Origin of the sequence: Capnocytophaga canis (assembly GCF_000827555.1) — a bacterium.
GTDB lineage: Bacteria > Bacteroidota > Bacteroidia > Flavobacteriales > Flavobacteriaceae > Capnocytophaga > Capnocytophaga canis.
This window is the reverse complement of the sequence record NZ_CDOI01000002.1, coordinates 1-15,084: the sequence shown is the minus strand read 5'-3', so window position 1 is coordinate 15,084 and position 15,084 is coordinate 1. Positions and strand designations below refer to the sequence as shown.

General features: G+C 35.8%; 13 protein-coding genes. 11 read left to right on the top strand and 2 right to left on the bottom strand.

Features of this window, described 5'->3' with window-relative positions; translation table 11 throughout:
* Positions 1-7 precede the first annotated feature (7 nt).
* The gene (locus CCAND38_RS00820) at positions 8-526 is read left to right on the top strand and encodes a GNAT family N-acetyltransferase (protein ID WP_042343041.1); all 519 of its coding nucleotides are present in this window, start codon (positions 8-10) and stop codon (positions 524-526) included.
* A 6-nt stretch (positions 527-532) separates the two neighbouring features.
* Here CCAND38_RS00820 and CCAND38_RS00815 read toward each other — a convergent pair whose 3' ends face one another.
* Positions 533-1,438 carry a geranylgeranylglycerol-phosphate geranylgeranyltransferase gene (locus CCAND38_RS00815; RefSeq protein WP_197063236.1) on the bottom strand — a complete coding sequence of 302 codons (906 nt, stop codon included), beginning with the start codon at positions 1,436-1,438 and terminating at the stop codon, positions 533-535.
* A 336-nt stretch (positions 1,439-1,774) separates the two neighbouring features.
* On the opposite strand from CCAND38_RS00815, the gene CCAND38_RS00810 reads away from it, so the two are divergent.
* From CCAND38_RS00810 to CCAND38_RS00765, 10 genes are all read left to right on the top strand, one after another.
* A complete protein-coding gene (locus CCAND38_RS00810; protein ID WP_439096191.1) occupies positions 1,775-2,896 on the top strand; it encodes an Mrp/NBP35 family ATP-binding protein in 1,122 nt (373 codons plus the stop codon).
* Between the two features lie 116 nt (positions 2,897-3,012).
* Complete coding sequence (locus CCAND38_RS00805) at positions 3,013-3,252, top strand: NifU family protein (RefSeq protein ID WP_042006893.1); 240 nt, start codon at positions 3,013-3,015, stop codon at positions 3,250-3,252.
* 87 nt (positions 3,253-3,339) lie between these two features.
* Positions 3,340-4,218, top strand: coding sequence for a M23 family metallopeptidase (locus CCAND38_RS00800; RefSeq protein WP_042006867.1), 879 nt, complete (start codon positions 3,340-3,342; stop codon positions 4,216-4,218).
* 116 nt (positions 4,219-4,334) lie between these two features.
* Positions 4,335-5,453: a metallophosphoesterase gene (locus tag CCAND38_RS00795; RefSeq protein ID WP_231549980.1), complete on the top strand. Its 1,119-nt coding sequence runs from the start codon at positions 4,335-4,337 to the stop codon at positions 5,451-5,453.
* Positions 5,454-5,798: 345 nt separating this feature from the next.
* A complete protein-coding gene (locus CCAND38_RS00790; RefSeq protein ID WP_082024924.1) occupies positions 5,799-6,947 on the top strand; it encodes a glycosyltransferase family 4 protein in 1,149 nt (382 codons plus the stop codon).
* A gap of 37 nt (positions 6,948-6,984) precedes the next feature.
* Positions 6,985-9,549 carry a DNA mismatch repair protein MutS gene (gene mutS / locus CCAND38_RS00785; protein WP_082024926.1) on the top strand — a complete coding sequence of 855 codons (2,565 nt, stop codon included), beginning with the start codon at positions 6,985-6,987 and terminating at the stop codon, positions 9,547-9,549.
* A gap of 189 nt (positions 9,550-9,738) precedes the next feature.
* Positions 9,739-10,251 carry a DUF6452 family protein gene (locus tag CCAND38_RS00780; protein WP_042006871.1) on the top strand — a complete coding sequence of 171 codons (513 nt, stop codon included), beginning with the start codon at positions 9,739-9,741 and terminating at the stop codon, positions 10,249-10,251.
* Entirely contained in the window at positions 10,217-10,954 is a 738-nt protein-coding gene (locus tag CCAND38_RS00775) for a DUF6048 family protein (protein ID WP_042343038.1), read from the top strand. Before CCAND38_RS00780 ends, CCAND38_RS00775 begins: the two co-directional genes overlap by 35 nt.
* 120 nt (positions 10,955-11,074) lie before the next feature.
* Complete coding sequence (locus tag CCAND38_RS00770) at positions 11,075-12,085, top strand: 3-oxoacyl-ACP synthase III family protein (protein ID WP_042343037.1); 1,011 nt, start codon at positions 11,075-11,077, stop codon at positions 12,083-12,085.
* Positions 12,086-12,089: 4 nt separating this feature from the next.
* A complete protein-coding gene (locus CCAND38_RS00765; protein ID WP_042343082.1) occupies positions 12,090-12,446 on the top strand; it encodes an arsenate reductase family protein in 357 nt (118 codons plus the stop codon).
* Positions 12,447-13,029: 583 nt separating this feature from the next.
* Here the strand turns inward: CCAND38_RS00765 and CCAND38_RS00760 are convergent.
* On the bottom strand, positions 13,030-15,084 hold a 2,055-nt coding region (locus CCAND38_RS00760), incomplete at its 5' end, for a TonB-dependent receptor domain-containing protein (RefSeq protein ID WP_042343036.1).

Below are 15,084 nucleotides of genomic sequence, written 5' to 3'. Positions count from 1 at the left end.
TTATGTTATGAATACTTTCTCGGATTATCATTTCCGTATAGCTACGACTGATGATTTTTCAGCCATATGGGAAATTATTCTTTTTGCTAAAGAAATTCGGAAACAAGAAGGTAGCTCTCAATGGCAAGACGGTTACCCAAACGAAGCTACCATATTTGCTGATATTCAAAATAAATATGGATACGTAGTTGAATTTCAGTCAGAAATAGTAGGGTATTTTGCTTTTATATTGGGTGCTGAACCTGCATATGAATCTATTGATGGCAAATGGGTCAGTGAACAGTCATATGCTGTGGTACATCGCATGGCAGTGAGCGCTAAAGGAAAAGGTAAAGGTTTGAGCAAAAGGATGTTACAAAAAGCAGCTGAATTAAGCGTTGATAATAACACGTTTAGCCTTCGTATTGACACTAATTTCGACAATATTCCGATGCTTCGTTCTATTCAAACGTTGGGGTATGTATATTGTGGAGAAGTCTATTTCCGAGGTTCTGCCCGAAAAGCATTTGAAAAGGTGCTACGCTGAAGTACATTAAAACAGAATACGTGTCAATTTATCCATATCCACGAGCATAATACTAAAAATACCAATTGTTAAAATCACACGGAGTAAATTGTGAAGTAATACATAAGTACGATTTTTATTACTTTTCCATAGTGCTATGGTGAAAAAAAGCAAAGAGATGGCCACAAAAATAATATAAATGTACATGCATCCAATATCAAAGTGGTGTAGTAGTACGTAAATGGGTGAAAAACACACGCAAACTACCAATGAAATTACAATTTTACTCTTATTTTCACCATATTTGACAGGAATCGTTTGGTAATTATGCACCAAATCACCTTTTAAATTCTCTAAATCCTTAATAAGTTCTTTGATAAGTATCAGAAGAAAAAGTAACAGAGCGTGAATAAAAATAACTGTATGTACGTTTTTATAGTATACAAAAACAGCGAAAAAAGGAATAATAGCTAATATTGCTGAAGTCAGGTTTCCCCAAAATACGATTTTCTTAATCCGATGAGAATAAAACCACATTAAAAAGATATACCCAGAAAAAAACATTACTGCTCGAAATGACACGTAACTCGCGACGATTACGGAAATAAAATTCAACAGAAAATAAAGCGTCAATTTTGTATTTTGTCCAACTAACCGATCAACCATCGATTTTAAAGGGCTGTTAATCAAATCTTTCTCTTTATCATAGAATCCATTAATAATGTATCCACCAGCAATAGCCAACGCTCCCGCAGCAACGAGTATAAGCAGATTTATATCAAATACCACCTCACGAACAGAATCACGTTGCGACAAAATAAAAATCGCTGCCAAGTACTGAGCTATACAAACCATCAAGATGTTGTAGCCCCTTACGGAAGAGAATAATCCGAGCATCTTTAAAATGGTATGTCTGAATTTTTGGCGTGACATCAGTTTCTTTTCTGATTTACAAAGGTATTATTTTTTTGGATATATCTGTAAATTTAATTCAATTTATAGTGCTTTAGATTTAATTCTCTTGACAGTCAACAGTATATCAGTACATAGATGAAGACTTTTATTGCATGAATTCATGGCATAAAAATTGCGTTTGGGGGTTGAATGTAGCAAAAATAAAATTAGTATTTAAATCCTAAAAATTGTATATTTGCAGATTGAATGAATGTTTTTCAAAAAAAATATTCAAGTATCTTTCAATACATAAGATACAAGCTCAAAAAAGTATTTCAAATTATTAAAACACAATCGTAAATATAGCATAGAGATATGATAAAAATAGAAAAAAAAGATGTAATATCAGCACTGACGAAAATTACCACCCCAGGTGAAGGTAAAAATATGGTCGATAGTGGTGCGGTTCAAAATATTGTAATTTTCGGTGACGAGGTTGTAGTAGACGTGGTGATAAACAATCCGAGTTTACAAGCAAAAAAACGCACGGAAGTCGAAATCATGAAAGCTATTCACACTGAGGTGTACGAAAAAGCTAAGGTGTTCGTAAATGTAAAAGTCATTGCTCCTGAGAAACCAGAAATTAAAGGAAAACCTATTCCTGGAATAAAAAATATTATTGCCGTGGCATCAGGCAAAGGCGGTGTTGGAAAATCAACTATAACAGCCAATTTAGCGGTTTCTTTAGCAAAAATGGGATTTAGCGTAGGACTGTTGGACGCTGATATCTATGGACCTTCAATGCCGATTATGTTCGATGTGGTCGATGAAAAGCCAAAATCATTAACCGTAGAAGGACAATCAAAAATGAAACCTATTGAAAATTATGGAGTTAAGATGCTTTCTATTGGTTTTTTTACCAATCCAAATCAAGCTGTGATTTGGCGAGGTCCAATGGCGGCCAAAGCTCTCAATCAGATGATTTTTGATGCAGATTGGGGCGAATTGGACTTCTTACTATTAGATTTACCTCCTGGAACGGGTGATATTCATTTGAGCATCATGCAGGCTATGCCAGTAACCGGAGCGGTAGTAGTAAGTACTCCACAAAAAATTGCTCTTGCCGACGCTCGTAAAGGTGTAGCAATGTTCCAACAAGACACAATAAACGTTCCTGTATTAGGAATTGTAGAAAATATGGCGTATTTCACTCCTGAAGAATTACCTAATAACAAATATTACATCTTCGGAAGAGAAGGAGCTAAAAATCTGGCCGAAGATTTAAATGTTCCATTCTTAGGTGAAATACCTTTGGTGCAGAGCATCCGTGAGGCAGGCGATGTAGGACGACCAGCAGCATTACAAGAAAATACTCCTTTAGCATTGTCATTCAAACAATTATCACAAAATGTAGTGCAAAGTGTTGTAGAACGCAATAGAAGTTTACCTCCTTCCGAAGCCATTAAAATCACGACTATGGCAGGATGCAGTAAATAATTAAGGACAAAAAGTGGGAGTTTATAGTTTGATCTTAAATTCTGGCAAACTATATAAAATTGAAAATAAAAACATAACAGTAAGGCAATATGATTCACTCAGAAATATCAAAAAAAATGACAACAGAACAAGTAAGAGAAAACGTTTTAAGGGCATTGGACGAAATTCGTCCGTTTTTGCAAAGCGATGGTGGTGACATCACTTTAGTAGACATTGAAGATGACAGAATCGTTAAAGTAAGACTGGAAGGTAACTGTTTGGGGTGTAGCGTAAATCAAATGACGCTAAAAAGCGGTGTTGAGATGACCGTAAAGAAATATGTTCCTCAAATAGAGAGCGTTGTAAATATTCTTTAAACAAAAGAACATCAGATAGTAAAGGATTTCGGGCAGCAGAATACTGTCCGATATGGTTGTTTATGCCAATGAATAAAACGTAGAACGATGAGCTCCCAAAAGAAAAATAAAAAAGAATACATCAGACGTAAGTTGCTAAGTAAATACCGGTTGGTATTTATGGATGAGGAAACCTATGAAGAAAAGGCTTCGCTACGGCTAAGTCGTATGAATATCTTTGTGGTAGGGACGCTTTTCTCACTGTTTTTAATCATTGCAACGACTCTATTTATCATCTATACTCCCTTACGTCAATATATTTTAGGTTTTTCAGAAGTTAATAACAAACAAGAAACCATTAATTTAGCGTTTAAAATTGATTCGTTGGAAAACCAAATGCGAAAGAACGATTTGTACCTAAACTCTATAAAAAAAGTACTTACAGGCGATATTCTATATACCCAAATCAATAAAGATTCTATTTATGAATCCAATAAAATTGACCCTAAAACGATTGATTTGAGCCCAAGCCGACAAGATTCGTTATTGCGACAAGAAGTGGCTGAAGAAGATCGTTACAATGTTTTCGAAAAGGCCTTATATCAAAACAAAGAAATTCTACTTTTTCCTCCAATTTCTAAAGGAGTGATATCGAACGAATTTAAACCACAAGAGCGTCATTTTGGTATTGATATCGCAGCCCCTGAGGGTACAGCAGTCAAATCAGTCGCTGACGGGACAGTTATCTTTGCTGAATGGACTGTTGCTACGGGTAATGTCATCATCATTGAGCATAAACAGAATTTGGTTTCGGTTTATAAACATAACGCCACCTTAGTGAAGCAACAAGGCGACCAAGTGCGAACAGGTGAAGTGATTGCAACCATTGGCAACACTGGTGAATTTTCGACAGGTACGCATCTGCATTTTGAACTTTGGAGCAATGGTTACCCAGCAAATCCGAGAAACTATATCGAGTTCAAATAGAACAATATCAACAGTTTGAGTCATTTTAAACATCAAATCTCATGAACAAAAAAATTATCCTTGCATTATTGATTTTATCTCCTATCTATTTTCTGATTCAAATATTCTTTTTCGATATGAAGTACATAAACGATGAAGAAATTATTTTCGGATGGGATCGCGAGAATATGCGGTTTCAAATCAATGAAAAGAAACCGTTTGAGTTAAATGGCATCGACGGGCCTTATATCATCAATGACACCTTGTACTATGTAGATGAAAATAACATCCTTGTAAAATCTATCGAAATAAAAGATAGCTTACGAGTGCAAGTGCCTAACAAAGATAAAAGTACTTTTTATTTTTCACTAAATAAACAGCTCGAAAAAGATTCTGTAGCCTATCCAATGCCTGAAAAACTGATTGCAATTTCAGATATTGAAGGAAATTTTGACGCTTTTTGCGGATTTCTTGAAAAAAACGGAATTATCAACCAAAGTTTTAGTTGGACTTTCGGTAAAGGTCACTTAGTGCTAAACGGAGATTTTGTGGATAGAGGCGAACATGTGACTCCTACCCTATGGCTTATTTACAAACTTGAACAAGAGGCTAAAAAACAGGGTGGAAAAGTCCATTTTGTTTTGGGAAATCACGAGATTATGAATTTTCAAGGAAAATATAAATATGCCGACCACAAGTACATCAAATTGGCACAACTGATAGCTCCTAATAAGTCCACCAAAGAAAGCTATAAAATTTTATATTCCAAAAAATCTGAAATTGGTAAATGGTTGCGTAGCAAGAATATTTCTGTGAAAATAGGAAACTATCTTTTCGTACACGCGGGACTCAGTCCCGAAATCATTCCATTGCGTCTCACACTGGGAGATATGAACGAAATCACTCGTGAAAATTGGGATAAAGACCTACATAACAAGCCTGAAAATGATAGTGTAGCCAATTTCTTGCTTGGACGAAAAGGTCCTTTTTGGTATCGCGGTCTGGTAACCGACTACAAATACTATAGCAAAGCTACTTCAGAAGAATTAGAACAATTACTCGAAGCCTATCAAGTGCAGAAGATAGTCGTAGGACATTCCATAGTAGAAGCCGTTTCTACCGATTACGAAGGCAAGGTTATCCACATAGATGTAAAACATGGAAAGGAAAAATACAGCCCTAAAACGCAAGGATTGCTAATTGAAAAAGGAGTTGCATACAAAGTAGATGCTACAGGAAATAAGCAACAACTTTAAAGGCGTATCAAAAAAACGAAAGGTTATGCAAAAAGTTTATTTGAAGTGGAATTAAAGTTTTTAAAACTTTGATTTTGAATGTATATTACTAAAAATAGACTTTTTGGAATTGCTTTATTATGCAAAAAATCAAGCTTTCCGATGTATTATTCTACAAAAGAGAATGTTCTTCAAATTCAGACAAACTGTAATACTTATTACATATACACAAATGACACAACACACTTATTTTCAGTTTTTTACACTTAATTTTCAGAAAGACAGTTTGTGAGCTTTCTTAAGTATATATAAAAAATTTGAATATTCGTTTTAATTTGTGTACATTTGCGGAATAGAGATTTTTTTATGAAAGAACTTCTACTCTCACAGGGACTAATGGCAACGATAATATGGGTTTTCACGCTCTCCTTCGTGGTGAGTTACCTTGTTTTGCCAAAAATTATTTACATTGTTGTAAATAAAAACTTGATGGACAATCCGAACGAAAGAAGCTCACATACGCAGAGAACGCCTACAATGGGAGGGATTGCTTTTTTTATCAGCATCATTTTCACCATATTTTTCATTCGTGATTATGACGTTGATCACATAGGAACTAACATCATCTCAAGCGTAAGTATACTTTTTTTCATTGGATTAAAGGATGATTTAGTAGGCGTACAGCCTAAAACTAAAATCATTGGTCAGGTACTCTCCACCCTTATTTTGTTTTATGGAACACAACTTTGGGTACGTTCATTAGATGGATTCTTTTTTATCAATGAAATTGACTTTTGGATCTCAGTGCTACTGTCTTGTATGGTTATGATGGCCATTGTAAATTCATTCAATTTGATTGACGGTATCAACGGATCAGCAGCAATGGTCGGAATTGTAATTTTTGCAAGTTTCGCATACATATTTTATTTATCAGGAAATCATTACTACTGTCTCCTGTCGGCTCTTTGTATAGGCTTTTTGTTAGCCTTTTTACGATATAACCTGTCGGAAAAGAAAAAAATATTTATGGGCGACACAGGTTCAATGATTGTCGGATTCATTATCGGATTTTTGGTGCTGAAATTTTTTTCCTTGTCACCGGAGGAGTTAGTAAATGCTCATATAAAACCAATCAATAAAATTTGGGTTGTGTTGGCTGTTATATTTATTCCTTTTTTTGATACTACACGTGTTTTTGTTACGCGTATTGTACGACATGGGAAACCTTTCTTAGCCGATAGAAGCCACATCCACCATGTACTGATTGACTACACAGGACTTACTCACGGAAAGGCAAGTTTGTTTTTGGCTTTCATTAACTTAGTTGTTCTTGTGGTAATTCTATATTTAAATACGATTTTTTCTTCCACCTACGTGTTTTTGTTTCTTTCAGCTATTTTCGTTGGGTTAGCATTACTTCTGTTTTATTTCAATAGAAGTTACAACACACGAAAAAGTAAACAAAAAATACGAAGAATACTAAATAAAACTGGATTAAGCAAACACAAAAAATAACCCCGTGTCAAAAAAAGCTACGAAAGAAACTCCTTTAATGAAGCAATACAATCAGATAAAGTCAAAATATCCTGATGCTCTATTGCTTTTTAGAGTGGGAGATTTTTACGAAACTTTTGGAGAAGATGCTGTCAAAACTGCTCAAGTGCTTGATATTGTGCTTACAAACAGAAATAACGGTAGCGAACGTACCGAATTAGCTGGTTTTCCGCATCATTCCATAAATACGTATTTACCCAAATTGGTCAAAGCAGGTTATCGAGTTGCTATTTGTGACCAATTGGAAGACCCAAAAACGGTCAAAGGAATTGTTAAACGAGGCGTTACCGAACTGGTTACTCCAGGAGTAGCGCTGAATGATGATATACTTCACTCTAAGTCCAATAATTTCTTAGCATCGCTCTGGTTTGGAAAAACAACCAATGGGGTCGCTTTTCTGGATATTTCCACAGGTGAATTTTTAGTAGCACAAGGTGATAGATTTTATATCGACAAACTATTACAAAATTTTAAACCTAGTGAAATTCTTATTGCTAAAAAACAAAAAAAAGATTTTATTGACAGCTTTGGAGAGGATTTCCACCTTTTCTTTTTGGAAGATTGGGTATATAAGCAAGATTATGCCAATCAGGTACTTACACAGCATTTTCAAACTAATTCTCTTAAAGGTTTTGGTGTAGACGAACTTTCTGAAGCAATTTTAGCAGCTGGATCAATTCTTTTTTATCTTTCTGAAACACAGCATAATAAATTACAGCACATCACTTCTATTCAGCGTATAGTTGAAGATGCCTATGTTTGGCTTGATAAATTCACTATCCGAAACTTGGAACTCTACACAGGGACTTCGAGCCAATCCGTAACACTGTTGGATATCATTGACAAAACCACGTCGGCAATGGGAAGCAGAACCCTCAAACGTTGGTTGGCGCTCCCACTGAAAAAAATCAATCAGATAGAGCAACGACATGAAGTAGTAGCACATTTCATGCAGCACATTGATACCCTACATAAAGTTAAAGAACAAGTTGCTAAAATTAGTGATATTGAGCGACTTATTTCAAAAGTAGCTACAGAAAAGATATCCCCTCGTGAGGTCGTACAACTACGTATGTCTTTGGAGGCGATACCTCCCATTAAACAACTTTGCGTACTTTCAGACAATGAACATCTGAAAGCATTGGGAGATAGAATGCACGCTTGCGAACAACTTTGTTTACGAATAAAAAATACGCTCTTTGATGATGCTCCTGTGAACATCCTTAAAGGAAATGTTGTTGCCAAAGGATTTTCTGCAGATTTGGATGAGCTAAGAAATCTCTCACAATCAGGGAAATCCTATTTAGACGACATGCTCAAACGTGAAACAGAACGTACAGGAATTCCTTCATTGAAAATTGATAGCAATAACGTTTTTGGGTATTATATTGAAGTTCGAAATACGCATAGAGACAAAGTTCCTGCTGAGTGGATTCGCAAACAAACCTTGGTCAATGCTGAGCGATATATCACAGATGAGCTAAAAGAATACGAAGCTAAAATATTAGGAGCTGAAGAAAAAATATCCCAATTGGAACAGCGTATTTTTTCGGAATTGGTATCTTTCACAAATGAATATATTGCTCAAATTCAAACAAATGCATCGCTTATAGGTCAGCTCGATTGCCTTTGTGGATTTGCTCAACTTGCTATTGAAAATAATTATAGTCGCCCTGAAATGGATGCATCGTTTGTTCTAAATATCAAGAATGGACGTCATCCTGTGATTGAAAAACAGTTGCCTGTGGGGGTTCCCTACATAGCTAATGACGTATACCTTGACCGTGATTCTCAGCAAATTATAATGATTACAGGGCCTAACATGTCAGGTAAATCTGCCATTTTGCGACAAAGTGCGTTAATTGTTCTGTTGGCTCAAATCGGAAGCTTTGTTCCTGCAGAATCGGCTCAAATCGGGATTGTTGATAAGATTTTCACACGTGTTGGTGCAAGTGATAATATTTCTATGGGCGAATCAACCTTTATGGTTGAAATGAATGAAGCCGCCCTCATTTTGAATAATATATCGGAACGAAGTTTGGTGCTTTTGGACGAAATCGGTCGTGGTACAAGTACGTACGACGGGATTTCTATCGCTTGGGCAATTGCTGAATACCTACATGAACATCCTTCCAAAGCTAAAACATTATTTGCAACGCATTACCACGAACTGAACGAAATGACCGAAAGTTTTGAACGTATTAAAAACTTTAATGTCTCGGTTAAAGAAACGAAAGATAGCGTTCTTTTTCTACGCAAATTGGTTTCGGGAGGTTCGGCACACAGTTTTGGAATTCACGTGGCTAAAATGGCGGGAATGCCTCAATTCGTTATCCAAAAAGCAAATAAAATACTTAAAAAGTTGGAAGAATCTCATTCTTCCTCCACAACTTCGGAAACTTTGAAATCAACTCAAAAAGAAATGCAACTGAGTTTTTTCAACATTGAAGATCCTCTGTTGGAAGAACTCAAAAACGAAATTACACAAATCGACATCAATACAATTACTCCTGTGGAAGCATTGATGAAACTCAATGAATTGAAAAGAATAATCGGAAATTAATCATTTGATTTAAAGTAAAATGTATAAAAACTTCGCTGAAGTTGTCTATTAAAAAAGATGACTTTCACGAAGTTTTTATGACATTATCCTGTTGCGATTTTGAATGACACCTCAATTCACACAAAAAACAGGTCGGAATTGTTTTGTTAAATGATAAATTCCTATCTTTACAACCTAAAATCCGTTTAAATGAAATCATATTCTAAACTTTATATAGTTATCCCTTTATTAGCACTGTCTTTTTTATGGATAACATCTTGTGAGTCAGATGATTTGTGTGATCAAAAGGTAAATACACCCCAATTAGTGATTCGCTTCCGAGATATGTCTACCCAAAAGGAAAAGAAAGTCTCAAATTTAATTGTCTATGGAGAAGGAAAGAACACCTTGTTAATCAACGCTTCAACCGATTCGATAGCTCTGCCATTGAAAGTTGCCGAGCCCAAAACTTCATATGTTATGGTAAGCAATGCAAACTATAATAACACAACGGGAGAAATTACTGGTGGAGATATGACGACCATCACGTTTACATATCAGGTACAGGAAGAGTTTGTTAGCCGAGCATGTGGTTTTAAAGCTACATACAATACTGTGAGTGCTACCATCGAAAATCCTGATGATACTTGGATACAATCAATTAACGTTACAAAAACGGAAGTAGAAAATGAAAAAAACGCTCACATACAGCTTTATCATTAGTTTTTTATTCTATCAAACTACTATAGCTCAAGAAGATACAAAAGAAACAACCTACAAACAACGCTATGGATTGCGCGTAGGAATGGACGTTAGCAAACCTATACGTTCCTTTTTACAAAAGGGGTACAGTGGATTGGAATTTGTGGGGGACTATCGGTGGAACTATAACTATTATTTGGCTGCCGAAGTAGGTTTTGAAAATAGATCCAAAAACGAAGATTTTTTTTCATACAAAACTACTGGACAATTTATCCGATTGGGAATAGATTATAATGCCTACAATAATTGGTATGGAATGGAAAATATGATTTATATGGGAGGAAGATATGCCTTTTCGCGATTTGCTCAGGAATTGACTTCCTACATGATTTATACCACCAATCCGTACTGGGAGGAAAATACAACAGGAAACAATCCGAATTGGTTACGAAACTATGAGGGTCGAACTGCTCATTGGCTGGAAGTAATCTTAGGGATGAAAGTAGAATTATTCACCAATTTATTTGCCGGAGCAAGTTTGCGATTAGGGGTTATGATAGCAAATCCTACGGATAGCTTTCCTAATTATTGGATTCCTGGATTCAACAGAGTCCGTGAAGGAAGCCGATTCGGAGCGAATTTCAATTATACTATCACCTACTTGATTCCTCTGTATAAAAAAGAAAAAGAAAAGAAAAAAACAGATAAATCAACCACTCAATAATGATTTTCAAAATATCGTCAGAAAGTTTTAGATAAAGCTTTTAGAAAAGTAAAAAGATTCATAATTTCATAATTATCCTAAAATCTTTAAGAAAATCAAATTGAGATAACAATAATTCATATGTTATATCGTTCAAAAATAAAAGGTTTAGGTTTCTATGTTCCTGCGAATGTAGTAACCAATGATGATCTGTCCAAACGGATGGATACTAATGACGCTTGGATTCGTGAACGCACTGGAATCGAAGAGCGTAGGCACGTAATAAAAGGCGAAGATACCACCACTTCAATGGGGGTTAAGGCAAGTTTAAAAGCCATTGAAAATGCAGGAATCGACAAAAACGATATTGATTTCATTATTTTCGCAACTCTAAGCCCTGATTACTATTTCCCTGGATCAGGTGTGTTAGTTCAAAAGGAATTAGGACTAAAAACCGTAGGAGCTTTGGACGTACGGAATCAATGTTCTGGTTTTATTTATGCACTTTCGGTTGCTGATCAGTACATAAAGACAGGTATGTACAAAAATATTTTGATTATTGGGGCTGAAACACAATCACCTGGATTAGATTTTACCACACGAGGACGCAACGTATCTGTTATTTTTGGCGATGGAGCGGGAGCGGCTATCATTTCAAGAGAAGAGAACCCACAAAAGGGTATATTGTCAACTCATCTGCATAGCGAGGGAATTCATGCCGAGGAGTTAGCTCTCATCGCACCTGGAATTGCAAATCGTTGGGTTACAGATATTATTGCTGAAAATGATTCAACGGACGTAAGTTATTTTCCATACATGAACGGACAACATGTTTTCAAAAATGCTGTAATCCGTTTTGCAGAAGTTATTCAGGAAGGTTTGCAACATAACGGACTGTCAAAGGAAGATATTAACATGCTGATTCCACATCAAGCCAATTTGCGTATTTCTCAGTTTATACAACAAAAATTTAAACTAAGTGATGATCAAGTATTTAATAACATCATGAAATACGGAAATACCACAGCGGCTTCCATACCAATTGCTCTAACGGAGGCTTTTGAGCAAGGAAGAATTAAAGATGGTGATTTGGTGGTTTTGGCTGCCTTTGGTAGTGGATTCACATGGGCAAGTGCAATTATTCGATGGTAAAGCAATGAGAAAAGTATATTATTTAAGTTCTTGTGACACCTGTAAACGCATTTTAAATGATTTGCAACTCCCAACAGATTTCGAGTTGCAAGACATCAAAAAAATACCGATTTCGGAAACTGATTTGGACTTTTTGAAAAGTAAGGTTGGGAATTACGAAGCTTTATGCAACAAACGTTCACAACTTTACAAAAGTCGCAACCTTAAAGCTGAAAATCTGACAGAAAATGAGTACAAACAACTTATTTTAGAACATTACACCTTTTTGGCTCGTCCCGTAATCGTGGTTGATGAACAAGTTTTTGTCGGAAATGCAACAAAAACGATTCAAGCAGTAAAGCAGTACTTAGGGAATGTATAATTCCTAGTGGTAAGACATTAAAAACTGTAAGACTTTCAAAATATTATTGATTATCTGTAATTACTAATTTAGCAACTAACAAAAAATCCTACGTAGATATATAGAAAACACTCGTTTTTTATATTTGGGTATTTGCCCGAAGTGTCAAACCGCTTGTTTTCTGCTTTCGCCTAATTAGTTGAAGCGTCAACCACTTGTTTTCTGCTTTCGCCTAATTAGTTGAAGTATCAACCACTTGTTTTCTACTTTCGCCTAATTAGTTGAAGTGTCAACCGCTTGTTTTCTGCTTTCGCCTAATTAGTTGAAGTGTCAAACCGCTCGTTTTCTGCTTTCGCCTAATTAGTTGAAGTGTCAACCGCTCGTTTTCTGCTTTCGCCTAATTAGTTGAAGTGTCAAACCGCTCGTTTTCTACTTTCGCCTAATTAGTTGAAGCGTTAATCGTTTGTTTTCAGTCTTCGCCTAAATACTCGAACTAATAAAACAAAAAAGGAGTGTTTTTTAAACACTCCCCGAAGCTAAAAGTAGAGATATTCTAAGGAATTATAAATCTCTAAAATATGTAGAAAATAATAAACGAATTGTATTAACTTCTATTACGTTCTTCTGCATTTCCTCCCTCTCTTTTTCGTACCGAAATTTTGCTATTTCCAAATTTATAGGTAAGAGAAAGACGTACGTAACGATTGTCATAATACTGACGATAGCTTTCCTTAATATCTTGTTTTTCAATATGAGAGGTAAAAGTCATTGCCTCAGTTTTGAAAATATCATTCACGTAAAGGGCAAGAGTCAATTTTTTGTCGAAAGCTAAATACTTAATACCTAAATCCAAACTTGAAGACTCCGAAACCCTTCTCGTGCCACTATCCCACGGAAATTGATAGAAATACGATACATTTGCTTGTAAAGTTTTGCTTTCATTGAGCATAAAAGTATTCTGCAAGTTTTGATAACCTCCTCGGCTTATCATTTTATCGGGGAATAAATCGACATAAGGTCTTGCATCTTCATAAGTTGCTCCCATATACGCAGAAATTTCCCACCACCAAAACAAACTTTTGTTGATATTCACCGAAGCACTCCATCGATTGGTATTGGCAAAATTCTCCCATCGGATTTGAGTTTCTTCCAAATCAGGATTGTGATATGTGATTTGAGTTCGGCTGTCTTCTATGTCAGTATATGATAATTGAAGTGTTAGCCAATGTTTATAGGAATAGTTGAGTGTAGCTCCTAATGAATAGGAAGGTTGCAAGAACGGATTTCCTACCACATATGATTTCGGATTCTGATAGTTTCTCCCTGGATTAAGTGAAAAGAATTGCGGACGAAAAATACGACGGTTTACATTTGCCGAAATGTTGTGATTCTCATTAATTTGATATTGAACATATAATGTCGGGAAAAGTTTAAAGAAATTTCGTTTGTGTGTTTCATTATTTGCTAAAACGGAAACTCCTTTGGTTTGTGTATTTTCGCCTCGAACGCCGGCTTTTACGCTCCATTTCTTTCCGAAAGATTTTGCCCAATCGGCGTACAAGGCTTGGGTATCTTCTGTATAAAGAAAGTGGTCTTTATGAGCAAGAGTTTCTATTTGATTTTCATCACGAAAGTCAGATTGAGCGATATTGTCGGTCTGTGTTCGGGCAATTTTCGCTCCGAAAGAAAGATTTCCCCACGAAACAGGTGTTTCCATATCTGCCTTAAAAGAATAATTATCTATCTGTTGCATTGAGAGAGAATTTCCAAATAATTTTGGTTGCGTATTTAGTTGATAATTATAGAAAATAGTGTTTAAATCATCGTTTCTATCTTTCTTATAATGGAAATAATCAGTGTCGATGGTAAGTTTAGCTCCTTTCTTTCCGATTTTCTGCAAGAAATTCACATTAACAGACAGATTTTGAGTATTTTCAGGTTTGTTTTGATACGTGATGTATTCTTTCATCAGTTTCGGGCTATTGTACAGATACGCACGATTTGCGGTAGAACCATTGATTTCCTTGTTAAAAAAGTTTCCCATAAATTGCACCCCAAGAGTACTTTTATCGGTTAGGTCGTAGTTTAAATTTAAAAGAGGCGACCAAATTTTCACCTTACTCTTAGACTCTAAACGATTCACCCAATATTCTTTTGGATACCAAAAATGAATATCATTTTCGTAGTGTCGCTTTCCGTTCGTATATCCCAAATCAGCCAAAGCGGAAAACTTATTTTTTCGGTAGGAAAAATTCGCACCATTGCGTAAATTCCCTTCAATTCCTTGTTGGTAGGAAGTTCGCAGAGTGGTACTCCAATGGTCTTCCTTGGCTTTTTTAAGTACGATGTTGATTAGCCCCGCATTGCCTTCGGCGTCGTATTTGGAAGGCGGTGTGGTGATAACTTCAATCTTTTGGATATTGTCGGACGCTATGGATTTCAAGTAGTTAGTGAGTTCTTCGCCCGAAAGTTGTATTATTTTATCGTTGACCATCACACGTAAACCATTTTTGCCAACAATGGAAATATCTTCGTTACGTACCTGAACTCCTGGCGTAGATTTTAGTGCATCGAGGGCATCTCCACCACTTGCTTGAACAGAATTTTCTACGTTGAAAACAATTCTGTCCACTTTTTGTTCTACAAGTTTTTTACGACC